Raw genomic sequence first — 24,355 nt, 5'->3', positions numbered from 1 at the left:
CAGCTATTCATTGCGACGGCGCGGGAAGCCAGGCTTCGGTAAATTCAAACCAGCCGCGCGGTGTCAGTCGCACACCGTTCACGCCGGGAGGGGCACTAATGCGATAGTGATAGTTGAACAGCGGCGTCAGCGTCGCATCTGTCATTAACTGGCTAAAAACCGCTTTCAGGGCATTAAATCGGTTTTCTTCATCAGGCATTATTTGCACGGCATCCAGTGTCGATTGTAGATGTGCGTATGCTGGAGCGTCGAAAACATGTGGCCATAGTGGATCGCAACGCAGCCATTGCTCCAGGGTATATTCCGGTGCTTCGCCAATTAATCTGTCGCCCATCATGAGGTCTGCGTGTGCCAGTAGGGTCGTGTCGTCCCAGTTTTTTGCGTTATGAAAAATAATTGTGAGTTCACAGCCTTCCGCTGCCAGTGTCGCCTGTAGACGTTCTGCCATGGTATGAAGTTCTATCGGTAGGTGATAAACCAGCGTCAAGGTTTTCGGTAGTTTGACCTCATCCGGTACTTGCCATTGCGGAATAGTCCAGCCTGGCAGTAATGCATGACTGGCGGTGATCAGGTTTTCTCCGACTTCTAACGTTTGTAATAAACCGGATTGATGAATAATGGAGATCACTTTTCGCGCCTGCCAGAGGGACAGTCGGGGACTTTTGCGCAACGTTAAATAGCAAAAACCTAAACTGATGCCACTACTGACCTGGCTGACCCGTTGCAGCTCCTCCGGTTTGCCGATGGTGATTTGCACGGGATGCCGACAACTGGTTCCCAAATCTTTTTCGAAAAGCGGCGGAGTTATCCAGTACTCAACCGCTTTAAGCAGCGGATGACGTAAATGGTAATAATCATGGCTTTCCAGGCGCACCAGCTCCGCTGTGAATTGTGTTAAGCGAAAAGGACCCGTGCCGATCAGTGGGAATTGCGGATGCGCCAGATGGCTGCAATAGCTCGCCAGCCGGTGCGCAAGCCAGTAATCAGGGCGATGTAAAAAGAAGGTCAGACACTGCGGATGGGTGACTTCAATACGCTTCACGCTAATAAATAATTGATCCAGTGCTGGCAGTTGTAACAGCATCAATAATCGCTGGTGTAAGTGTGAGGCTTTTACTGCATCGCCGTTATGCCAGTGTAGGGTTGAACGAAGATAAAAGTCCCAGCGTAACCCGTCAGCAGAGGTTTCCCAGTGATGCGCTAAATCGCCAATCGGGCGCTGGGTATTATTATCGAAGCGGGTCAGGCCGGAAAATATCTGTCCGGCGAGATGCTGCTCGGCACGGCCGGGCAAAAAGCCCGGTTGTAGCGGTTCGAGCGGGCGATAGTATGGAATACGCAACGTGGGTGTATCGTTTTGCCATTGTCCGCCCATAAACGGCTGTAACAGAGTGCGCAGCTCACCTGGGGCCAGTTGCGCCAGCTCCAGCACATCTTGCTGCTTTCCGGTTTCCAGCGCCTGTTCCATCATCGTATTGCGTAGCGATTCTGGCGTGACCAGAAAGCGTAGTTGCCCGCGCTTTCCGCGTCCTGACTGCGCCTGCCACTCCAGCCATCCCGCCTCCTGTGCCTGGCGTAACAGCGTACGAACATGGCGTTCGCTGCAAAAACAGCGTTCGGCCAGTTCGCTGACGGTGACGGTTTGCGGCTTTCCGGCGGAAGGTTGCCACAGACGTTGATACTGGTTAAGACGGTTGAGCAGTCGCATATAAACCCGGAACAATATTATTTAACTATTCACTATTACTTCCGTATATATCAGGTGATACTCAATCACCATTAACCGTGTCACAGAGTGGAGAAAGAAATGGCTCGTCTGGCAGCATTTGATATGGATGGCACTTTATTGATGCCTGACCATCATTTAGGTGAGAAAACCCTCTCTACTTTGGCGCGACTGCGTGAACGCGACATTACCCTCACTTTTGCCACGGGGCGTCATGCGCTGGAGATGCAGCATATTCTCGGGGCGCTATCGCTGGATGCATATTTGATTACCGGCAACGGAACGCGCGTGCATTCTCTGGAAGGTGAACTTTTACATCGTGATGATTTACCTGCGGATGTCGTGGAGCTGGTGCTGTATCAGCAATGGGATACCCGAGCCAGCATGCATATCTTCAATGACGACGGTTGGTTTACCGGGAAAGAGATCCCTGCGTTGTTGCAGGCATTTGTCTATAGCGGTTTTCGTTATCAGATAATCGATGTCAAAAAAATGCCACTCGGCAGCGTCACCAAGATCTGCTTCTGTGGCGATCACGACGATCTTACACGCTTGCAGATCCAGCTATACGAAGCATTAGGCGAGCGTGCACATTTGTGTTTTTCCGCCACGGATTGCCTCGAAGTGCTGCCGGTGGGCTGCAATAAAGGCGCTGCATTGACGGTGCTGACCCAACATTTAGGTTTATCGTTGCGCGATTGCATGGCCTTTGGTGATGCGATGAACGATCGCGAAATGTTAGGCAGCGTCGGTAGCGGATTTATTATGGGCAATGCGATGCCGCAATTGCGCGCGGAGCTCCCGCATTTACCGGTGATTGGACATTGCCGAAATCAGGCTGTCTCTCACTATTTGACGCACTGGCTGGACTATCCACATCTACCTTATTCCCCCGAATAACGAGATCCCTTCCAGCACCGGGCAATTGCCCGGTTTTTTTTGCGTTGAATTTGTCATTTTGTGCCGTGGTGTTTAAACCGCACAGAATAAATTGTCGCGATTTCACCTTTAAAATAGAATTAAAAGAGAAAAAAATTCTCCGTGGAAGGGCTATGTTAGATAAAATTGACCGTAAGCTGCTGGCCTTACTACAGCAGGATTGCACCCTCTCTTTGCAGGCACTGGCTGAAGCCGTTAATCTGACAACTACCCCCTGCTGGAAGCGTCTGAAACGGCTGGAGGACGACGGTATTCTTATCGGCAAAGTCGCCCTGCTGGATCCGGAAAAAATAGGCCTCGGCCTGACTGCCTTTGTGCTGATAAAAACGCAACATCACAGCAGCGAATGGTATTGCCGCTTTGTCACGGTGGTTACCGAAATGCCAGAAGTGCTGGGGTTCTGGCGCATGGCCGGTGAATACGATTATCTGATGCGCGTCCAGGTTGCCGACATGAAACGCTACGACGAGTTTTATAAGCGTCTGGTAAACAGCGTGCCGGGGCTGTCGGACGTCACTTCCAGCTTCGCGATGGAACAGATTAAATACACCACTTCTTTACCCATCGAATAAATATCCAGAATCAGGTCAGGACACAACGCGTGCGATTATTTGCTCAATTAAGCTGGTATTTCCGTCGGGAATGGCGTCGCTATCTCGGGGCTGTCGCCTTGCTTGTCATTATCGCGATGCTGCAACTGGTTCCGCCAAAAGTGGTTGGTATTGTTGTCGATGGCGTGACAGAACAACACTTTACTACCGGGCAGATCCTGATGTGGATCGCCACCATGGTGCTGATTGCCGTTGTGGTTTATCTCCTGCGTTATGTCTGGCGCATATTGCTGTTTGGCGCGTCTTATCAACTGGCTGTCGAACTGCGTGAAGATTATTACCGTCAGCTAAGCCGGCAGCATCCTGAGTTTTACCTGCGTCATCGCACGGGTGACCTCATGGCTCGTGCGACCAATGACGTCGATCGCGTCGTGTTTGCCGCCGGAGAAGGGGTGCTGACGCTGGTGGATTCACTGGTAATGGGCTGCGCTGTGTTGATTATGATGTCTACGCAAATTAGCTGGCAGTTGACCTTATTTGCCCTGTTGCCGATGCCAGTGATGGCGATCATGATTAAGCGCAACGGCGATGCTTTGCATGAACGCTTTAAGCTGGCACAGGCGGCGTTTTCCAGTCTTAATGACCGCACCCAGGAAAGCCTCACCAGTATCCGCATGATCAAAGCCTTTGGTCTGGAAGATCGCCAGTCGGCGTTATTTGCCGCGGATGCCGAAGATACCGGCAAAAAAAACATGCGGGTGGCGCGTATTGATGCTCGTTTCGACCCGACCATCTATATCGCGATTGGTATGGCGAACTTGCTGGCGATTGGCGGCGGTAGTTGGATGGTGGTGCAGGGCAGTTTAACGCTGGGCCAGCTCACCAGTTTTATGATGTATTTAGGTCTGATGATTTGGCCAATGCTGGCGCTGGCATGGATGTTTAACATAGTGGAGCGTGGTAGTGCTGCGTACAGCCGTATTCGCGCGATGCTGGCGGAAGCGCCGGTGGTGAACGATGGTAGCGAACCCGTGCCAGAAGGTCGTGGCGAACTGGATGTAAATATTCACCAGTTCACGTATCCGCAGACTGACCATCCTGCGCTGGAAAACGTCAATTTCGCCCTGAAACCCGGTCAGATGCTGGGTATCTGCGGGCCGACTGGTTCCGGCAAAAGTACCCTGTTGTCGCTCATTCAGCGTCATTTCGACGTCAGCGAGGGGGATATTCGCTTTCATGATATTCCTCTGACGAAGTTACAACTCGATAGCTGGCGTAGCCGCCTGGCGGTGGTCAGCCAGACGCCATTTCTTTTTTCCGACACCGTGGCGAACAACATCGCGCTGGGTTGCCCGAATGCCACACAGCAAGAGATTGAGCATGTCGCGCGGTTAGCCAGCGTACATGACGATATTTTGCGTCTACCGCAAGGTTACGATACAGAGGTGGGCGAGCGCGGTGTGATGCTTTCTGGCGGACAAAAACAGCGTATCTCCATTGCTCGAGCGTTATTAGTCAACGCGGAAATCCTCATCCTTGATGATGCGCTTTCAGCGGTGGACGGACGCACAGAGCACCAGATCCTGCATAACCTGCGGCAGTGGGGGCAGGGAAGAACGGTAATCATCAGTGCCCATCGCCTTTCGGCACTGACGGAAGCCAGTGACATTATTGTGATGCAGCACGGACATATCGCTCAGCGTGGCAATCATGATGAGCTGGCGCAACAAAGCGGCTGGTATCGCGATATGTATCGCTATCAACAACTGGAGGCGGCGCTCGACGACGCTCCGGAAATTCGCGAGGAGGCCGTCGATGCGTAGTTTTAGCCAACTGTGGCCGACTCTCAAGCGTCTGTTAGCGTACGGTTCGCCGTGGCGTAAACCGCTGGGGATTGCAGTCCTGATGATGTGGGTTGCGGCAGCGGCAGAAGTCAGTGGGCCGCTGCTTATCAGCTATTTTATCGACAATATGGTAGCGAAAAATAACCTGCCGTTGAAAGTGGTTGCAGGGCTGGCTGCGGCGTATGTTGGGCTACAACTGTTTGCCGCCGGGCTACATTACGCGCAGTCGCTGCTGTTTAATCGGGCGGCAGTAGGCGTAGTGCAACAGTTGCGTACCGACGTGATGGATGCTGCGTTACGCCAGCCATTAAGCGAGTTTGATACCCAACCTGTCGGGCAGGTGATTTCCCGCGTCACTAATGATACTGAAGTGATCCGCGACCTCTACGTTACCGTAGTGGCAACGGTCCTGCGTAGCGCCGCCCTGGTGGGTGCGATGCTGGTGGCGATGTTTAGTCTCGACTGGCGAATGGCGCTGGTGGCGATAATGATTTTCCCGGTGGTGCTGGTGGTAATGGTGATATACCAGCGTTACAGCACGCCAATTGTCCGTCGTGTGCGCGCCTATCTGGCGGATATTAACGACGGCTTTAACGAAATCATCAATGGCATGAGCGTCATCCAGCAGTTCCGTCAGCAGGCGCGATTTGGCGAACGTATGGGTGAGGCCAGTCGTTCACACTATATGGCGAGGATGCAAACCCTGCGCCTCGACGGTTTTCTGCTGCGTCCGCTGCTGAGTCTGTTTTCATCGCTCATTCTTTGTGGATTGTTGATGCTGTTTGGCTTCTCTGCCAGCGGCACCATTGAAGTGGGCGTACTGTATGCGTTTATCAGCTATCTTGGGCGACTTAACGAACCCTTAATCGAACTGACCACGCAACAGGCGATGCTGCAACAGGCTGTTGTTGCTGGTGAGCGCGTGTTTGAGCTGATGGACGGACCGCGCCAGCAATATGGTAATGATGATCGCCCCTTACAGAGCGGCACCATTGAAGTCGATAACGTGTCATTTGCTTATCGCGATGACAATCTGGTACTGAAGAACATTAATCTCTCGGTGCCTTCGCGCAACTTTGTGGCGCTGGTCGGGCATACCGGCAGTGGTAAAAGTACCCTCGCCAGTTTATTGATGGGCTATTACCCGCTAACGGAAGGTGAGATTCGCCTTGATGGTCGTCCATTAAGTTCGTTAAGTCACAGCGCGCTGCGTCAGGGCGTGGCGATGGTGCAGCAAGATCCGGTAGTGCTGGCGGATACCTTTCTCGCCAACGTGACGCTGGGACGTGATATCTCCGAAGAACGCGTCTGGCAGGCGCTGGAAACCGTGCAACTGGCGGAGCTGGCGCGCAGCATGAGTGATGGTATTTATACGCCGCTGGGAGAGCAGGGGAATAATCTCTCCGTCGGGCAAAAGCAACTACTGGCACTGGCACGCGTGCTGGTGGAGACGCCGCAAATCCTGATCCTTGATGAGGCAACCGCCAGCATTGACTCCGGTACTGAACAGGCGATTCAACATGCTCTGGCGGCGGTGCGTGAACATACCACGCTGGTGGTGATTGCTCACCGCTTATCGACCATTGTTGATGCCGACACCATTCTGGTGCTTCATCGTGGGCAAGCCGTGGAGCAGGGCACTCACCAGCAACTGCTGGCGGCCCAGGGTCGCTACTGGCAGATGTATCAACTGCAACTTGCGGGCGAAGAGCTGGCAGCCAGCGTGCGTGAAGAGGAATCATTGAGCGCCTGAATAGCGCAATATTTCATCGTTGGTGCAAAAATGTAACGCACTGTGCACTGTCATAGTGCGTTTTTGTTTTCAATCTTCTTAACTTCCTGCTCTCCTTCTCGTTTTTCATTTCTGGCACACCGCTTGCAATACCTTCTTCGTGTAGCAGAACCATTACCGAATTCTGACCGGAGGGGATCTATGAAGCTGGTGACCGTGATAATCAAACCATTCAAGCTGGAAGACGTTCGTGAAGCGTTATCTTCCATTGGTATTCAGGGCCTGACCGTCACCGAAGTGAAAGGTTTCGGGCGTCAGAAAGGGCATGCCGAGCTGTACCGGGGAGCGGAATACAGCGTCAACTTTCTGCCAAAAGTAAAAATTGATGTGGCGATTGCTGATGACCAACTCGATGAAGTGATCGATATCGTCAGTAAGGCGGCTTACACCGGAAAAATTGGCGACGGCAAAATCTTTGTCGCTGAATTGCAACGCGTCATTCGTATTCGTACCGGCGAAGCCGACGAAGCGGCGCTGTAATCTCTGGCACACAGCAACAGGAACGAAAAATGAAGATAGCGACGATAAAAACTGGGCTTGCTTCACTGGCGATGCTGCCGGGACTGGTAATGGCTGCACCTGCGGTGGCCGATAAAGCCGACAATGCGTTTATGATGATCTGTACTGCGCTGGTGCTGTTTATGACTATTCCGGGGATTGCCCTGTTTTACGGTGGGTTGATTCGCGGCAAAAACGTGCTGTCGATGCTGACGCAGGTGACGGTGACGTTTGCACTGGTCTGTATTCTCTGGGTGGTTTACGGTTACTCGCTGGCGTTTGGTGAGGGCAACAACTTCTTCGGCAACATTAACTGGCTGATGCTGAAAAACATCGAACTGACGGCGGTGATGGGCAGCATTTATCAGTATATTCACGTAGCGTTTCAGGGATCGTTTGCCTGCATTACCGTAGGCTTGATAGTTGGGGCGCTGGCGGAACGAATCCGCTTCTCAGCTGTGTTGATTTTCGTGGTGGTATGGCTGACGCTCTCCTACATTCCGATTGCGCATATGGTCTGGGGCGGCGGTTTGCTGGCTTCTCACGGTGCACTGGATTTCGCGGGTGGCACGGTGGTCCACATTAACGCCGCAATCGCCGGTCTGGTGGGCGCATATCTGGTAGGCAAACGCGTGGGCTTCGGCAAAGAGGCGTTTAAACCGCACAACCTGCCGATGGTCTTCACCGGGACTGCCATTCTCTATATCGGTTGGTTTGGCTTTAATGCCGGGTCAGCGGGCACGGCGAATGAAATCGCAGCACTGGCATTTGTGAATACTGTGGTCGCAACGGCGGCGGCAATTCTTGGCTGGATCTTCGGTGAATGGGCGCTGCGTGGTAAGCCTTCACTGCTGGGAGCGTGTTCAGGCGCGATTGCCGGTCTGGTCGGCGTGACGCCAGCGTGTGGCTACATTGGTGTTGGCGGCGCGTTGATTATCGGCGTGGTAGCTGGTCTGGCGGGCTTGTGGGGCGTTACCATGCTCAAACGCTTGTTGCGGGTGGATGATCCCTGCGATGTCTTTGGTGTGCACGGCGTTTGTGGCATTGTCGGCTGTATCATGACCGGGATTTTTGCCGCCAGCTCGCTGGGCGGCGTGGGCTTCGCTGAAGGTGTGACGATGGGCCATCAGTTGCTGGTACAGCTGGAAAGCATCGCCATTACGATCGTCTGGTCCGGTGTGGTGGCATTTATTGGCTACAAACTGGCGGATCTGACGGTTGGCCTGCGTGTGCCGGAAGAACAGGAGCGAGAAGGGCTGGATGTCAACAGCCACGGCGAGAATGCATATAACGCGTAACAAGCACTGCAAAAAACAGCCGGACGGTTTTCACCTCCGGCTATTTTTTTAATTATGATTACGCATTACCCCTTCCTGAACGGTCGAGGCAACCAGCACGCCATCCTGGGTATAAAACTCACCGCGCACAAAGCCGCGTGCGCTGGACGCCGAGGTGCTCTCCACGCTATACAGCAGCCATTCATTCAAATTAAACGGGCGATGGAACCACATGGAATGGTCGATGGTCGCTATCTGAATTCCTGGTTCGAGAAAACCGATGCCGTGCGGCTGTAGAGCTACCGGCAGGAAGTTAAGATCAGAAGCGTAACCGAGCAGATACTGATGAACGCGCAGATCATCCGGCACGCTACCATTTGCGCGGATCCACACCTGACGATGCGGTTCTGCGACGTGCCCTTTCAGTGGGTTATGAAACTCCACCGGACGGACTTCAAGCGGACGATCGCAGATGAATTTATCTTTCAGCACTGGCGGCAGCAGGTGCGCCAGCGATTGGGCGATTTGCGTTTCCGAAGGCAGGCCATCAGGCGCTGGCGCGGACGGCATTGTTTTTTGATGTTCGAAACCCGCTTCTGGTGCCTGGAAAGAGGCAGTCATATAAAAAATCGGTTTGCCGTTTTGAATAGCAGCAACCCGGCGGGCGCTGAAGCTGTTACCGTCACGCAGCGTTTCGACATCATAAATAATCGGCTTCTTACTATCGCCAGGGCGAAGAAAGTAGCTATGAAACGAATGTACCAGCCGCTCTTCAGGGACGGTCTCTTTTGCAGCATACAAGGCCTGACCCACGACCTGGCCGCCAAACACCTGGCGTAAACCTAAATCTTCACTCTGGCCGCGAAAGAGTCCTTCCTCAATTTTTTCCAGATTTAACAATGTCAGTAAATTTTTTAGCGCCTGACTCATATAACTCTCCAGTAACAAAGCTGCCGCAGCAAGCCAAAGTGAGTTGAGTATAACGCAAATTTGCCACTGGTCCGATGGGTGCAATGGTCTGAATTACGGGCTAATTACAGGCAGAAATGCGTGATGTGTGCCACACTTGTTGACGTTACTATTTTGTTAACCACTCTTCCGGCGAGGAAAGTTAGCCCGCTGGTGCATTGATAATAAGGAGAAGTGAATGAAACTCGTGCACATGGCCAGTGGTTTAGCGGTTGCGATTGCGTTGGCGGCTTGCGCAGATAAAAGCGCGGATATTCAGACGCCAGCACCGGCTGCAAATACGTCTATTTCAGCAACACAACAACCTGCTATCCAGCAACCGAATGTCTCCGGTACCGTCTGGATCCGTCAGAAAGTCGCACTGCCGCCTGATGCCGTGCTGACCGTGACACTTTCTGACGCGTCGTTAGCCGATGCACCGTCAAAAGTGCTGGCGCAGAAAGCGGTGCGTACCGAAGGCAAACAGTCACCATTCAGCTTTGTTCTGCCATTTAACCCGGCAGATGTTCAGCCGAACGCGCGTATTCTGTTGAGTGCGGCGATTACCGTGAATGACAAACTGGTATTTATTACCGATACCGTTCAGCCGGTGATCAACCAGGGCGGAACTAAAGCCGACCTGACATTGGTGCCGGTGCAGCAAACCGCCGTGCCGGTTCAGGCCAGCGGTGGCGCAACGACTACCGTACCTTCGACTTCACCAACTCAGGTGAATCCGTCTTCGGCAGTTCCAGCTCCTACGCAATATTAAGCGCAGTTAACCCTCTCCGCCCGGAGAGGGTTAGTAGTTCCAGCGATAACGCTGCAAGTCGATTTGCCCGCTTCCCGATACCATCACACCTTCTGCCAGTAATGCCTGTCGTTGACGCTGTAAATCCGGTCCGGTTAGCGAAATTGTGCCGTGGCGATTAACCACCCGGTGCCAGGGCAAGGTGCTGCCTTCAGGGAGACGCTTTAACACACCGCCCACCTGGCGCGCGGCGCGGGGCGATCCTGCCAGTTTCGCCACATCACCGTAAGTGGTGACATAGCCTTCGGGAATAGCGGCGACGATTTGCCAGACGCGTTGGGGAAATGAATCTTCTTTTTCCATCTTTTTTTCCTGAGGTAATTTTTCAGCATAATCTGGAAAAACGCCCGAGTGAAGTCGCATTGCGCAAGAAACCAGCATCCGGCACGCAATGGGTTGCAATTAGCCGGGGCAGCAGTGATAATGCGCCTGCGCGTTGGTTCTCAACGCTCTCAATGGGGGCTCTGTTGGTTCTCCCGCAACGCTACTCTGTTTACCAGGTCAGGTCCGGAAGGAAGCAGCCAAGGCAGATGACGCGTGTGCCGGGATGTAGCTGGCAGGGCCCCCACCCATTTCTGCCTCCCAGCGTTTCGTCAAAAAATCCCAATATGGCTAAACTTTAACCACGACTGACGTCGCAAGAATTTTCTGGCTGCGCAGTACGCTTCGGAGGTATGTCTGATGAAGTATGTTGATGGTTTTGTGGTTGCCGTTCCTGCCGATAAAAAGGATGCCTATCGGGAAATGGCCGCTAAGGCCGCGCCATTGTTTAAAGAGTTTGGCGCGCTTCGTATTGTCGAATGCTGGGCCAGCGATGTACCGGATGGCAAAGTGACCGATTTTCGTATGGCGGTGAAAGCGGAAGAGAATGAAGAGGTTGTCTTTAGCTGGATTGAATACCCTTCAAAAGAGGTCCGCGACGCTGCTAATCAAAAGATGATGTCGGACCCACGGATGAAAGAGTTCGGCGAGTCCATGCCGTTTGATGGTAAGCGAATGATCTATGGCGGATTCGAGTCAATCATCGACGAATAGGTAGCGTGACGGGCTGTGCGGCGTGCCGTCAGCCCTACAATTCACAAATGTTGCTCGGCCCAGCGTAAGAAATCTTCTTTCGGTAATGCCTTGCTGTAGAGCCAGCCCTGACCGTAGTGCACGCCATGCTGGCGTAACCACTCTTCTTGTTTACTGGTTTCGATTCCCTCCGCTACCATTTTCAGTTTCAGTGTTTTTGCCATTTCGATGATATGCGGCGTGACATTTTTATATTCCAGCGCATCAACGAAAGATTTATCTATCTTCAGAATGTCGACATCCAGATCCTGTAAATAACTTAAACTTGAATACCCCGTACCAAAATCATCAAGATAAATTTCATGGCCCGCCTCCCGGTAGCGAGAAATTATCGGGGCGCTGGTTTTCGGATCGGCAAACTCGCGTTCAGTGAGTTCAAGCGCGATCTGTCTGGGATTAACCTGATAGTGATTGATCATTTCACGCAGCAATTGCGGGATTTTTTCCGAGGTGAGCACGGTGGATTCAAGATTGATCGAAATATGCTGCTGCGGATGCTGACGCAGCCAGTCGCCCATATCTTCAAAGACGCTTCTTATAATCAGTAGCGTCAATGGCTCAGAAAGGCCCGTTTGCTGTGCCAGCGGAATAAAACTATCTGGTGATAACCAACTACCGTCTGTCTGCGGCCAGCGCGCCAGTGCCTCAGCACCGACAATTTTGCCATTGGCTAAGGAGACAATCGGCTGATAGTGCACGCAAATATCACGATTTTCGATAGCATCCTGCAGCCGATGATGCGGTGACTGGATACGGCGCAAAATACGCAGCACAAACATCGCTGCCAGCAGGCCAATCACCAACCCGAGCGGTAACCAAATAAAGACTTGCCGATGCCAGCCTTTCTGCAACATTTTCGTTGAAGCCCAGGTGATGATCGAAATATTCATTTCCGGGAAGGGCAGGATATCGTAAATGATTCCATTATTTTCGATATGCTCACCGGGTGTTTTTTGTAGTCTGGTAATAATTCCCTGAGCAATTTCATCGCTGCTGGTTATGACAACGTTATGGGCATTGCCAATAATGGCGGCATCAATTTGCCATGAACTATAGGGAATGACATCAATAAAGGAAGCAGGGTCGATCATGACGACATAATGTGCCGTTCCCATGGCGACCATGTAACGGATAATGCCTAAATCGTTATGCGATGTTAACCAGACACGATAACCATCTTTCGAAATTTTACCTGGCTCGGGGAAGGTATCGGGCGGGCTTTCATGCTCCAGAGACGAACACTGGGGAACGTTGTTATCGATATAAACCACTTCCTGAATATAGCGATAACTGTAAGATACCCGACGCATTTCCATGAGATGGGCTTCGCTACAGGCAGCGCCTTGCCATCTTTCCAGCTCTTGCAGCGCATCTTTCCCTTGTGTCGCCACCTTATTGGCCCGAATAGCGACGCGGGAGGAATACGTATTCAGCTCTTCAATAAATGATGTTTCTACCTGCTGATGGGCCAGCCAGATGCTTAAGCCGACAGGCAGCAATACTGAAAGAATCAGTACTCCCGAAATAAGGCCGACCAGATGTCGTGTTCTCACCAGCATATCCTTATTAACACAGTGTAGGGAAAGTATATCTGATTGTGGAAAAAGGCTGGCAGGAGATAAGGAGGTAGAGCCGGGATTTCATGAAGTGATGGGTGGAAACGATCGTTGTCATTTGACCAGGCGCAGAGCTTTACGCCTGGTATGTAACCCTAATTTAAGATGTTGATTCGGCGCGAGCGAGGGTAAAAATATCGTAAAAAGACAGTTCACCTTTACGGACGATCATTTTTTGCAGTTGTTCCTTATGAACATCCGCGACACGCGGAGAGTTCAAGATGGCTTCAACCAGCGCGGCAGGTACAAAGCGCGTGTTGTACCATTCGCCGTTATAGCAAACGCGGAAATCCAGCACGTCGATATCTTCATAGCGGTAGCGTGGGTAGACATCGAAAAAGAAGAAACCATTAAGCAGGATAAATAATACCACCAGTAGCCAGACAGAGCCTGAAAGCGTTTCGGACTGCAACATCACCGCCAGGGTGGCAAAAAAAGCAACGTACATACCGATAAACAGCCCCGGATGTTTACGGATAAAACTGATACTAAAGCGGGGTTTGTTGTCGCGTTTTTCGCGGGTATTCAGAGACTCAATCGTTTCGGTCAGCAGGCGTTGTATTTCGGTCATCGTTTGCCTTCGTGGTATCTGCAACTTTCCAGGGAACACCCTATTTTAACGTGGGAATAGTAGAGGGAAAGTAACAGATTTACCACAATTTTGCATAACAGTTGCGAAAAACCGATTACAATTTTTTAATTATTCTGGCTGGATTACCGCCCACGACAACGTTGTCCGGGACATCTTTTGTGACAACTGCACCTGAGGCTACCACGACGTTATCACCAATGGTCACACCAGGGTTAATGACCGCGCGTCCGCCAATCCAGACGTTATTACCGATGGTGACGGGTTTCCCCAGTTCAGCACCGCTATTACGTGCTACAGGGTCGATGGGATGTGTTGCCGTGTAGATATGAACGCCTGGTGCCAACATACAGTTATCACCGATGCGAATAGGGCAGACATCAAGCATCACGCAATCGAAGTTGGCGAAAAAATTATTGCCGAGAAAAATGTTATAGCCATAATCACAGCGAAACGTTGGCTCAATATAAGCCTCTGTCACCTGACCGAATAAATCAGCGAGAATTTGCTGGCGTAATGTGTGCTCTTCCGCCAGGGAATGATTGTATCGGTGAATAAGCTGACGAGCGCGCAGGCGATCGCGAGATAACGTCTCATCTGCCGAGCGATACAACTCACCAGCAATCATCTTTTCTTTTTCTGTGCTCATTACTGACCTCCGGTTGCTGAAAATGCGGCAACACAGTAAGACGAAAAGTCAGTGAAGAGAACGTTCCCATTACATCTGTGTGATAAAGATCACATAGGGTATGTCTTCATGGCGAAAAAGTATAAAATTCTTAATAAACAGCCGGTTATAGCTCCGAAAGCGAATTATTTATTAGCGAATAAATTTCCATACTGAGGAAGGGATCTTGTCGTACAGTTTATTCATGGTCAATTCGGCGAGGCGGTGATCTGCGGCTGAGTAAAATACCGCCAGTTCATTATCTGATAATTCGTATTTATTTTTCTCGATAACACGCTCCAGCGTGTCAATTGTCTGGCAACGACGTAAACGCATTAAATAATCGGTTTTCGTTAAAGGTTTTTCGGACATACTTCTACCCATGGTTGTAATAATTCTAACAAGATAAACTCGCAGGATTCTCTTTCGTCGCATTGACAAAACAACGGAATAGTCGATTACCTGACTTCCGCCATTTCTGAAGATCCTGCATATTAATACCATAACTGCTGAACAACATAAAGGTGTCATCCAGATATTCGTCGATCTGCTCAATGAGCTTATTGTCTTCATTATACTTAATTTTGTAATTAAGTGCGAAGGTCGCAATATGCTCAATCAGTTCATTCAACTGGAGGTTGATCGCCGAGGTTGGGTCGTTAACCCAGCCATGATTGCTTTCTTCAAGGTTTGCAAGACAGTCATGATACAGGGTTTCACAGAGAAACTTAAGCTGTGCGATATCATGTCTTTTGGGTGAGTATTCATCCATAACGCGTCCCCTTCTTAGTGGTTGAACTAACGGACACCTTTCGGGATGGAAAAAACTTACTGACCTGGACTTGCCCTCTCGTTTGTTAGCTTAACTATAAGCCACTCTTTGCAGGTTTTCATCGCATTATTACGAAAAATTACAATTAGGAAGGAAGCGGGACAGGACTTACTTTTTCATACTAGCACTAACCCGCAGCAGGTAAAAGCAGTTTGCTCGAACTGTTCATAACATTTCAGGATTATCGCCAGATGAAATTGGTAACACTAATACCAGGATTGCTCTGAATATGACGTAATAACCGAGGAATGAATAAAGAATTACCGCAAATAATTAAGAATAGCCTCTAAATGATTATGGATTATTAAATCTATTAGCGCTACTTAATATAAATTAACTAACAATCAGTATTTTTTATGAATTTTAAACGTGTTTAATACTGGTTTTCGTATGAGATCCTGAGTTGGTGGTTCAATGACTTCTTAATGTTCGTCGGTTATGCATAAAAAAGGCCGCTTGCGCGGCCTTTGTGATTACACGTTGTATCAATGATGATCGACAGTATGGCTGTGCTCGATATCTTCATTCTTGCGGCTAAAGCGGCGGCGAACCACCACAAAGAATACCGGAACGAAGAAGATTGCCAGTACCGTTGCGGTCACCATCCCGCCCATTACACCGGTACCTACTGCGTTCTGCGCGCCGGAACCAGCACCAGTACTGATAACCAGCGGCATAACGCCGAGGATAAACGCCAGCGAGGTCATCAGGATCGGACGTAAACGCATCCGCACCGCATCAAGCGTCGCTTCAATCAGACCTTTACCTTCTTTATCCATCAAGTCTTTGGCGAATTCGACGATAAGTATCGCGTTCTTCGCCGACAACCCAATGGTTGTGAGCAGGCCTACCTGGAAGTAAACGTCATTGGTCAGGCCACGGAAGGTGGCAGCCAGCAACGCACCGATAACCCCCAGCGGAACGACCAGCATAACGGAGAACGGAATCGACCAGCTTTCATACAGCGCCGCCAAACACAGGAACACGACAATCAACGAAATCGCGTACAGTGAAGGTGCCTGGTTGCCGGAGAGACGTTCCTGATAGGACATCCCCGTCCAGTCATAGCCAACACCGGTAGGCAGTTTGCTCGCCAGTTGTTCCATCAGCTCCATTGCTTCACCGGTACTTTTACCCGGTGCCGCCTGGCCTAAGATTTCCATGGATGGCAGGCCGTTGTAACGTTCCAGACGCGGCGAACCGTACTCCCAACGAGAAGAGGAGAACGCCGAGAACGGCACCATCTGACCATCAGCAGCACGAACATACCAGTCGCCGATATCATCCGGCAGCATACGGTATTTCGCTTCTGACATGACGTAAACTTTCTTCACACGACCGCGGTCGATAAAGTCGTTCACATAGCTACCGCCCCATGCAGCGCCCAGAGTGGTGTTAATGTCGTTGATAGAAACACCCAGCGCCTGCGCTTTTTCCTGGTCGATATCAATCTTAAACTGCGGGGTATCTTCCAGACCGTTTGGACGTACGCTGGTCAACATATCAGGGTGCTTCGCTGCTTCTGCAAGCAGCTGGTTACGCGCCTGAGTCAGTTTTTCGTGACCAAGGCCAGCCTGGTCAATCAGCTCAAAGTCAAAGCCGGTTGCAGTACCCAGTTCCACGATTGCGGGCAGGTTAAAGGCGAAAACCATCGCATCTTTGATTTGCGAGAAAGCGCGTGTTGCACGCATGGTAATCGCTTCAACTTTGTTTTCTTCACCCGGACGATCGGCCCAGTCCTTCAAGGAAACGAACGCAATACCGGTATTCTGACCACGTCCCGCAAAGCCGAAGCCGTTAACAGCGAACACCGACTCAACGTTGTTCTTTTCTTTGGTCAGATAGTAATTCGTTACCTCATTGAGCACTTTCTGCGTACGTTCCTGCGTTGCACCTGCTGGCAGCTGAACCATGGTCATAAATACGCCCTGGTCTTCATCTGGCAAGAAGGAGCTTGGCAGACGCACGAACAGATAGGCCATGCCGACCACGATGATCAGATACAGCACCAGGTAACGCCCTGTACTGCGCAGAATACCGCCTACGCTGTCGGTGTAGTGGTGCGTGCTCTTCTCGAACATGCGGTTAAACCAGCCGAAGAAGCCTTTTTTACCTTCTCCGTGATCGCCTTTGGCAATCGGTTTCAGCATGGTGGCACAAAGAGCCGGAGTCAGAATCAACGCCACCAGTACCGACAGCGCCATTGCTGAAACAATGGTAATAGAGAACTGACGATAGATAGCACCAGTAGAACCGCCAAAGAAGGCCATCGGTACGAATACCGCCGACAGTACCATCGCGATACCGACCAGAGCGCCCTGAATCTGCCCCATCGACTTACGGGTGGCTTCTTTTGGCGGCAAACCTTCTTCCGCCATCACACGCTCAACGTTTTCTACCACAACGATGGCGTCATCCACCAACAGGCCAATGGCGAGCACCATCCCGAACATTGTTAGCGTGTTTATCGAGAAGCCAAAGGCGGCAAGGACGGCAAAGGTCCCCAGCAATACCACCGGTACGGCAATGGTCGGAATCAACGTCGCGCGGAAGTTCTGCAAGAACAGATACATAACCAGGAACACGAGGATGATCGCTTCGACCAGCGTTTTAACCACTTCGTGAATAGAGATTTTCACGAACGGCGTGGTGTCGTACGGGTAAACAATTTTCAGACCTGACGGGAAGAACGGTTCCATCTTCGCCAGTTCAGCACGGATTGCCGCAGCGGTATCCAGCGCGTTTGCACCGGTCGCCAGCTTGATCCCCAGACCGGAAGCCGGTTGGCCGTTAAACTCTGCGATGATGTCGTAGTTCTCACCACCCAGCTCAATTTTCGCCACATCACGCAGCAGCACGCGGGAACCATCCTGATTCACTTTCAGCAGGATTTTGCCAAACTCTTCAGTAGAGGTCAGACGCGTCTGAGCAATAATAGAGGCGTTAAGCTGTTGGCCTTTCACCGGCGGCGTACCACCGAGCTGACCCGCCGCAACCTGGGCGTTCTGCGCTTTGATGGCGGTAATGACATCAACCGGTGTTAGTTGGAATTTGTTCAGTTCATTCGGGTTCATCCAGATACGCATCGCGTACTGTGAACCGAACAACTGAACGTCACCCACGCCCGACGTACGGCTGATGGCATCTTTCATATTCGCCGCCACGTAGTCGGAGATATCCTCCTGCGTCATGGTGCCATCGGTGTTGATAACGCCGACAACCATCAGGAAGCTGCTGGATGATTTCTCAACGCTCACCCCTTGCTGCTGAACTTCTTGCGGCAGCAACGGCATCGCCAGCTGCAGTTTGTTCTGCACCTGAACCTGCGCGATATCCGCATCAGTACCAGACTCAAAGGTCAGGGTGATCTGCACGGTACCCGTGGAGTCACTGTTAGAGGACATGTACATCAGGTTATCGATACCGTTCATATTCTGTTCGATAACCTGTGTCACCGTGTCCTGCACTGTTTTCGCATCAGCGCCGGGGTAGGAGGCGGAGATCGTTACTGCCGGCGGTGCAATCGTAGGATATTGCGCCACCGGCAGTTTGAGGATCGCCAGCCCCCCTGCCAACATGATGATAATGGCGATCACCCACGCAAAAATCGGGCGATCGATAAAGAAATTAGGCATGTCTTAACGGCTCCTGTTTAAGTTAAGACTTGGACTGTTCAGGCTGAGCACCGCTTGCGGCTTGCTGGTTATTATCAGCGGTAACTTCTTGTGCTTTTACCTGGACACCAGGACGCACTTTCTGCAGCCCACTTATTACTACGCGATCGCCTGCTTTCAGACCTTCTGTCACCAGCCACTTATCGCCGATAGCCTGGCTTGCAACGATCGGACGGGTTTCCACTTTGTCATCCGCGCCAACCACCAGTACGGTGGCATCGCCACGCGGCGTACGGGTTACGCCCTGTTGCGGGACTAAAATAGCGTTTGGATTAAGCCCTTCTTCCAGACGTGCACGTACGAACATACCCGGCAGCAGAGTGTGATCCGGGTTCGGGAAGATAGCGCGTAGGGTGATAGACCCAGTGGTCTGATCAACGGTAACGTCAGAGAATTCCAGCGTACCGTCCTGCGGGAACTTAATGCCGTCACTGGTGATCAGCGACACTTTGGCTTTGCCGTTCTCTTGTTTCAGCGTGCCATTTGCCAGTTCCTGTTTCAGGCGCAGGAAGTCGTTGCTGGACTGGGTCACATCAACGTAGATCGGATCAAGTTGCTGCACGGTTGCCAGCGCAGTCGCCTGACCGTTCTGTACCAATGCGCCTTCCGTCACGTTCGACTTACCAATGCGACCGCTAATCGGAGAGGTAACTTTGGTGTAAGCCAGATTGATCCGCGCAGTTTCAACGGCAGCTTTCGCCGCAGTTACCGCAGCATTCGCCTGTTGCGCATCAGCCAGAGCCTGATCGTACTCTTGCTTACTGATGTACTGAGTACCGAGCAATTTCTGATAACGATTCACCGTCAATTGCGCGATATTGGCTGCAGCCTGGGCTTTCGCCAGATCGCCTTTCGCGCTGTCGTATGCCGCCTGATAGGTCGCAGGATCAATCTGATAGAGAGAGACACCTGCTTCGATGTCGCTACCTTCTTTGAAATTACGCTTCAGGATAATCCCGCTAACTTGAGGACGAACTTCTGCGATCCGGTAGGCACTGGTGCGACCCGGAAGCTCGGTTGTGATCTGCAGAGGTTCAGTTTTGACTGTTACTACGCCAACGGCGGGCATCTGCTGGCCACCTTGTTGGGCCTGTTTGTCGTCACATCCTGTTAGGGCTAAGCTGCCTGAGAGCATCAGAACGACCGCCAGAGGCGTAAACCCTCTGTTTTTGTTCATATGTAAACCTCGAGTGTCCGATTTCAAATTGGTCAATGGTCAAAAGTTAATAAACCCATTGCTGCGTTTATATTATCGTCGTGCTATGGTACATACATTCACAAATGTATGTAAATCTAACGCCTGTAAATTCACGAACATATGGCACGAAAAACCAAACAAGAAGCGCAAGAAACGCGCCAACACATCCTCGATGTGGCTCTACGTCTTTTCTCACAGCAGGGGGTATCATCCACCTCGCTGGGCGAGATTGCAAAAGCAGCTGGCGTTACGCGCGGTGCAATCTACTGGCATTTTAAAGACAAGTCGGATTTGTTCAGTGAGATCTGGGAACTGTCAGAATCCAATATTGGTGAACTAGAGCTTGAGTATCAGGCAAAATTCCCTGGCGATCCACTCTCAGTATTAAGAGAGATATTAATTCATGTTCTTGAATCCACGGTGACAGAAGAACGGCGTCGATTATTGATGGAGATTATATTCCACAAATGCGAATTTGTCGGAGAAATGGCTGTTGTGCAACAGGCACAACGTAATCTCTGTCTGGAAAGTTATGACCGTATAGAACAAACGTTAAAACATTGTATTGAAGCGAAAATGTTGCCTGCGGATTTAATGACGCGTCGCGCAGCAATTATTATGCGCGGCTATATTTCCGGCCTGATGGAAAACTGGCTCTTTGCCCCGCAATCTTTTGATCTTAAAAAAGAAGCCCGCGATTACGTTGCCATCTTACTGGAGATGTATCTCCTGTGCCCCACGCTTCGTAATCCTGCCACTAACGAATAACCCTGAATCTGACTCCAGGATTTTTCCTGGACATTTTCGTCGTTGCTATTCTGGTTCACTGCGTCGTGATATTCTTGCGGTTTGACTTTTTCAGGTCGTTCTTCAGGTTCAGAAACCTTCATTCATCATGACTATGTTCCAGTATTACAAACGATCACGGCATTTTGTTTTTTCAGCATTTATTGCTTTTGTTTTTGTCTTGTTATGCCAGAACACGGCGTTTGCGCGGGCGTCATCGAATGGTGATCTGCCGACAAAAGCGGACCTGCAGGCGCAACTTGACTCACTAAATAAACAAAAAGATCTTTCTGCTCAGGACAAACTGGTGCAGCAGGATCTGACAGATACATTAGCCACCCTCGATAAAATCGATCGCGTAAAAGAAGAGACAGTTCAGCTACGGCAAAAAGTCGCTGAAGCGCCGGAAAAAATGCGCCAGGCGACCGCGGCGTTAACAGCACTTAGCGATGTCGATAACGACGAAGAAACGCGCAAAATTCTGAGCACGCTTTCGTTGCGCCAGCTGGAAACTCGCGTTGCCCAGGCGCTGGACGATTTGCAAAACGCACAAAACGATCTGGCGTCTTATAACAGCCAGCTGGTTTCGTTACAGACGCAGCCCGAACGCGTGCAAAATGCGATGTATAACGCTTCGCAGCAGCTGCAACAAATTCGCAGTCGTCTGGATGGGACTGATGTCGGCGAGACTGCCTTACGTCCCAGCCAGAAAGTGTTAATGCAGGCTCAGCAGGCTTTGCTGAATGCCGAGATTGACCAGCAGCGTAAAAGCCTGGAAGGGAACACAGTCTTACAGGATACCTTGCAAAAGCAACGGGATTACGTGACGGCGAACAGCGCCCGTCTGGAGCATCAGTTGCAGCTGTTGCAAGAAGCAGTAAACAGCAAGCGCCTGACTTTAACCGAAAAAACGGCGCAGGAAGCCGTCTCCCCGGATGAAGCCGCGCGTATTCAGGCTAATCCGCTGGTGAAGCAGGAACTGGAAATTAACCAGCAGTTAAGTCAGCGTCTGATTACCGCGACTGAAAACGGTAATCAGTTGATGCAGCAAAACATTAAAGTCAAAAACTGGCTGGAGCGGGCGCTGCAATCGGAACGCAATATTAAAGAGCAGATTGCCGTCCTGAAGGGCAGCCTGCTGTTGTCTCGTATCCTTTACCAGCAACAACAAACGCTGCCCTCGGCGGATGAACTGGAAAACATGACCAACCGCATCGCGGATTTGCGTCTCGAACAGTTTGAAGTCAACCAGCAGCGTGATGCACTCTTCCAGAGCGATGCGTTCGTCAACAAACTGGAAGAAGGTCACGCCAACGAAGTCAACAGCGAAGTTCACGATGCGTTATTGCAAGTGGTTGATATGCGTCGCGAATTGCTGGATCAGCTTAACAAACAGTTGGGTAACCAGCTGATGATGGCCATTAACCTGCAAATCAACCAGCAGCAGTTGATGAGTGTGTCGAAAAACCTGAAATCCATCCTGACTCAGCAAATCTTTTGGGTGAACAGTAACCGTCCAATGGACTGGGACTGGATCAAAGCGTTCCCACAAAGCCTGAAAGATGAATTTAAGTCGATGAAAATCACGGTGAACTGGGAAAAAGCCTGGCCTGCCGTTTTTATCGCTTTCCTCGCCGGTTTGCCGCTGCTGTTGATTGCCGGGCTGATCCACTGGCGTCTGGGCTGGCTGAAAGCGTATCAACAAAAACTGGCTTCCGCTGTGGGTTCCCTGCGTAACGACAGCCAGCTCAACACACCAAAAGCGATCCTTATCGACCTGATCCGTGCGCTGCCGGTGTGCCTGATTATTCTCGCGGTTGGCCTGATTCTGTTGACCATGCAGCTCAACATCAGCGAACTGCTATGGTCGTTCAGTAAAAAACTGGCGATTTTCTGGCTGGTGTTTGGCCTGTGCTGGAAGGTACTGGAGAAAAACGGCGTTGCCGTGCGTCACTTTGGTATGCCGGAACAGCAGACCAGCCACTGGCGTCGGCAAATTGTCCGCATCAGTCTCGCATTGCTGCCTATCCATTTCTGGTCTGTGGTGGCAGAACTTTCCCCGCTGCATCTGATGGATGATGTGCTGGGGCAGGCGATGATTTTCTTCAACCTGCTGCTGATTGCCTTCCTGGTATGGCCGATGTGCCGCGAAAGCTGGCGTGATAAAGAGTCGCACACCATGCGACTGGTCACCATTACCGTACTGTCGATTATCCCGATTGCGTTGATGGTGCTGACCGCCACGGGTTATTTCTACACCACGCTGCGCCTCTCCGGGCGTTGGATTGAAACCGTTTATTTGGTGATCATCTGGAACCTGCTGTACCAGACGGTATTGCGCGGCTTAAGCGTAGCGGCGCGGCGTATCGCCTGGCGTCGTGCGCTGGCGCGTCGGCAGAATCTGGTGAAAGAGGGCGCAGAAGGTGCCGAACCGCCGGAAGAACCCACCATTGCACTGGAGCAGGTTAACCAGCAGACGCTGCGTATTACCATGTTGCTGATGTTTGCGCTGTTCGGTGTCATGTTCTGGGCAATTTGGTCCGATTTGATCACCGTGTTCAGCTATCTGGACAGCATCACGCTCTGGCATTACAACGGTACTGAAGCTGGTGCTGCGGTGGTGAAAAACGTCACCATGGGCAGTCTGTTGTTTGCGATTATCGCCTCAATGGTGGCCTGGGCGTTGATTCGCAACCTGCCTGGTTTGCTGGAAGTGCTGGTGCTCTCGCGACTGAATATGCGCCAGGGCGCGTCGTATGCCATTACTACCATCCTTAACTACATCATTATTGCCGTTGGTGCGATGACGGTGTTCGGATCGCTGGGCGTCTCGTGGGATAAACTCCAGTGGCTGGCCGCAGCATTATCCGTAGGTCTTGGTTTTGGTTTACAAGAAATTTTTGGTAACTTCGTCTCCGGTTTGATCATTCTGTTCGAACGTCCGGTGCGTATTGGCGATACGGTAACCATTGGTAGCTTCTCGGGGACAGTAAGTAAGATCCGTATTCGTGCGACAACGATTACCGATTTCGATCGCAAAGAAGTGATCATCCCGAATAAAGCGTTTGTTACCGAGCGTCTGATCAACTGGTCGTTGACTGACACTACTACGCGTCTGGTGATCCGTCTCGGCGTGGCCTATGGCTCCGATCTGGAAAAAGTGCGTAAAGTGTTACTGAAGGCGGCGACTGAGCACCCAAGGGTGATGCACGAACCAATGCCGGAAGTCTTCTTTACGGCGTTTGGTGCCAGCACGTTGGATCATGAGCTGCGTCTGTATGTGCGTGAACTGCGTGACCGTAGCCGTACTGTCGATGAGCTGAACCGTACTATCGATCAGCTGTGCCGTGAAAACGACATCAACATTGCCTTTAACCAGCTTGAAGTGCATCTGCACAACGAGAAGGGCGATGAGGTGACGGAAGTAAAACGCGACTACAAAGGCGACGATCCGACACCAGCGGTTGGGTAATAACCAAAGGGGGCGACATTTAGTTGCCCCGAGATTACTGACAAAGTGCGCGTTGTTCATG

20 protein-coding genes and 1 other RNA gene are annotated in these 24,355 nt (G+C 51.2%); 11 read left to right on the top strand and 10 right to left on the bottom strand.

Features of this window, described 5'->3' with window-relative positions; genetic code table 11:
* Positions 1–7: 7 nt before the first annotated feature.
* Positions 8–1,708, bottom strand: a complete 1,701-nt coding sequence (locus ACJHXB_RS07150; RefSeq protein WP_001238251.1) for an SgrR family transcriptional regulator — start codon at positions 1,706–1,708, stop codon at positions 8–10.
* Between the two features lie 99 nt (positions 1,709–1,807).
* On the opposite strand from ACJHXB_RS07150, the gene cof reads away from it, so the two are divergent.
* From cof to amtB, 6 genes are all read left to right on the top strand, one after another.
* Positions 1,808–2,626 (top strand): HMP-PP phosphatase, encoded by an 819-nt coding sequence (gene cof / locus ACJHXB_RS07145; protein ID WP_001469438.1) that lies wholly within the window; start codon positions 1,808–1,810, stop codon positions 2,624–2,626.
* Positions 2,627–2,778: 152 nt separating this feature from the next.
* Positions 2,779–3,237, top strand: a complete 459-nt coding sequence (gene decR, locus ACJHXB_RS07140; protein WP_000884589.1) for a DNA-binding transcriptional regulator DecR — start codon at positions 2,779–2,781, stop codon at positions 3,235–3,237.
* A 29-nt stretch (positions 3,238–3,266) separates the two neighbouring features.
* Positions 3,267–5,039 carry a SmdA family multidrug ABC transporter permease/ATP-binding protein gene (locus ACJHXB_RS07135; protein WP_001235589.1) on the top strand — a complete coding sequence of 591 codons (1,773 nt, stop codon included), beginning with the start codon at positions 3,267–3,269 and terminating at the stop codon, positions 5,037–5,039.
* Positions 5,032–6,813 carry a SmdB family multidrug efflux ABC transporter permease/ATP-binding protein gene (locus tag ACJHXB_RS07130; RefSeq protein ID WP_001256201.1) on the top strand — a complete coding sequence of 594 codons (1,782 nt, stop codon included), beginning with the start codon at positions 5,032–5,034 and terminating at the stop codon, positions 6,811–6,813. The genes ACJHXB_RS07135 and ACJHXB_RS07130 overlap by 8 nt, the downstream gene beginning before the upstream one ends.
* A gap of 180 nt (positions 6,814–6,993) precedes the next feature.
* On the top strand, positions 6,994–7,332 hold the full coding sequence (gene glnK / locus ACJHXB_RS07125) for a P-II family nitrogen regulator (RefSeq protein ID WP_000780338.1): 339 nt from the start codon (positions 6,994–6,996) through the stop codon (positions 7,330–7,332).
* A 29-nt stretch (positions 7,333–7,361) separates the two neighbouring features.
* Positions 7,362–8,648: an ammonium transporter AmtB gene (gene amtB, locus ACJHXB_RS07120; protein WP_000685037.1), complete on the top strand. Its 1,287-nt coding sequence runs from the start codon at positions 7,362–7,364 to the stop codon at positions 8,646–8,648.
* 48 nt (positions 8,649–8,696) lie between these two features.
* Here amtB and tesB read toward each other — a convergent pair whose 3' ends face one another.
* Entirely contained in the window at positions 8,697–9,557 is an 861-nt protein-coding gene (gene tesB / locus ACJHXB_RS07115) for an acyl-CoA thioesterase II (protein WP_000075876.1), read from the bottom strand.
* Positions 9,558–9,774: 217 nt separating this feature from the next.
* Here tesB and ACJHXB_RS07110 point away from each other — a divergent pair, with 217 nt between their 5' ends.
* A complete protein-coding gene (locus tag ACJHXB_RS07110) occupies positions 9,775–10,347 on the top strand; it encodes a YbaY family lipoprotein (protein ID WP_000779831.1) in 573 nt (190 codons plus the stop codon).
* A 30-nt stretch (positions 10,348–10,377) separates the two neighbouring features.
* On the opposite strand, the gene ACJHXB_RS07105 is transcribed toward ACJHXB_RS07110, so the two are convergent.
* Positions 10,378–10,689, bottom strand: a complete 312-nt coding sequence (locus tag ACJHXB_RS07105; protein ID WP_000409911.1) for an MGMT family protein — start codon at positions 10,687–10,689, stop codon at positions 10,378–10,380.
* A 162-nt stretch (positions 10,690–10,851) separates the two neighbouring features.
* On the opposite strand from ACJHXB_RS07105, the gene ffs reads away from it, so the two are divergent.
* An RNA gene (gene ffs, locus ACJHXB_RS07100) (signal recognition particle sRNA small type) lies at positions 10,852–10,948 on the top strand.
* Positions 10,949–11,067: 119 nt separating this feature from the next.
* On the top strand, positions 11,068–11,421 hold the full coding sequence (locus ACJHXB_RS07095) for a DUF1428 domain-containing protein (protein ID WP_000878140.1): 354 nt from the start codon (positions 11,068–11,070) through the stop codon (positions 11,419–11,421).
* A gap of 41 nt (positions 11,422–11,462) precedes the next feature.
* On the opposite strand, the gene pdeB is transcribed toward ACJHXB_RS07095, so the two are convergent.
* The 7 genes from pdeB to acrA all read right to left on the bottom strand — a co-directional run bounded on the left by pdeB (position 11,463) and on the right by acrA (position 20,015).
* Complete coding sequence (pdeB, locus tag ACJHXB_RS07090; RefSeq protein ID WP_001366446.1) at positions 11,463–13,013, bottom strand: cyclic-guanylate-specific phosphodiesterase PdeB; 1,551 nt, start codon at positions 13,011–13,013, stop codon at positions 11,463–11,465.
* A gap of 163 nt (positions 13,014–13,176) precedes the next feature.
* The gene (locus tag ACJHXB_RS07085) at positions 13,177–13,647 is read right to left on the bottom strand and encodes a YlaC family protein (RefSeq protein WP_000136192.1); all 471 of its coding nucleotides are present in this window, start codon (positions 13,645–13,647) and stop codon (positions 13,177–13,179) included.
* Between the two features lie 115 nt (positions 13,648–13,762).
* Positions 13,763–14,314: a maltose O-acetyltransferase gene (gene maa / locus ACJHXB_RS07080; RefSeq protein WP_000102564.1), complete on the bottom strand. Its 552-nt coding sequence runs from the start codon at positions 14,312–14,314 to the stop codon at positions 13,763–13,765.
* Positions 14,315–14,485: 171 nt separating this feature from the next.
* Positions 14,486–14,704 carry an HHA domain-containing protein gene (locus tag ACJHXB_RS07075; protein WP_001291435.1) on the bottom strand — a complete coding sequence of 73 codons (219 nt, stop codon included), beginning with the start codon at positions 14,702–14,704 and terminating at the stop codon, positions 14,486–14,488.
* A gap of 25 nt (positions 14,705–14,729) precedes the next feature.
* Positions 14,730–15,104: an Hha toxicity modulator TomB gene (gene tomB, locus ACJHXB_RS07070; protein ID WP_000344800.1), complete on the bottom strand. Its 375-nt coding sequence runs from the start codon at positions 15,102–15,104 to the stop codon at positions 14,730–14,732.
* Between the two features lie 545 nt (positions 15,105–15,649).
* Positions 15,650–18,799: an efflux RND transporter permease AcrB gene (acrB, locus tag ACJHXB_RS07065; RefSeq protein WP_001132480.1), complete on the bottom strand. Its 3,150-nt coding sequence runs from the start codon at positions 18,797–18,799 to the stop codon at positions 15,650–15,652.
* 22 nt (positions 18,800–18,821) lie between these two features.
* The gene (gene acrA, locus ACJHXB_RS07060) at positions 18,822–20,015 is read right to left on the bottom strand and encodes a multidrug efflux RND transporter periplasmic adaptor subunit AcrA (protein ID WP_001295833.1); all 1,194 of its coding nucleotides are present in this window, start codon (positions 20,013–20,015) and stop codon (positions 18,822–18,824) included.
* Between the two features lie 141 nt (positions 20,016–20,156).
* Between acrA and acrR the strand changes: the two genes are divergently transcribed.
* Together acrR and mscK are read left to right on the top strand one after the other, a co-directional pair.
* Positions 20,157–20,804 (top strand): multidrug efflux transporter transcriptional repressor AcrR, encoded by a 648-nt coding sequence (acrR, locus tag ACJHXB_RS07055; RefSeq protein WP_000101737.1) that lies wholly within the window; start codon positions 20,157–20,159, stop codon positions 20,802–20,804.
* A gap of 127 nt (positions 20,805–20,931) precedes the next feature.
* On the top strand, positions 20,932–24,294 hold the full coding sequence (gene mscK / locus ACJHXB_RS07050) for a mechanosensitive channel MscK (protein ID WP_000177742.1): 3,363 nt from the start codon (positions 20,932–20,934) through the stop codon (positions 24,292–24,294).
* Positions 24,295–24,355: the final 61 nt, after the last annotated feature.

This window comes from Escherichia sp. WS3227_2 (genome assembly GCF_046486495.1).
Classification (GTDB): domain Bacteria; phylum Pseudomonadota; class Gammaproteobacteria; order Enterobacterales; family Enterobacteriaceae; genus Escherichia; species Escherichia coli.
Note: the sequence above shows the minus strand (reverse complement) of the source record. Positions and strands in the feature narration are given on the sequence as shown.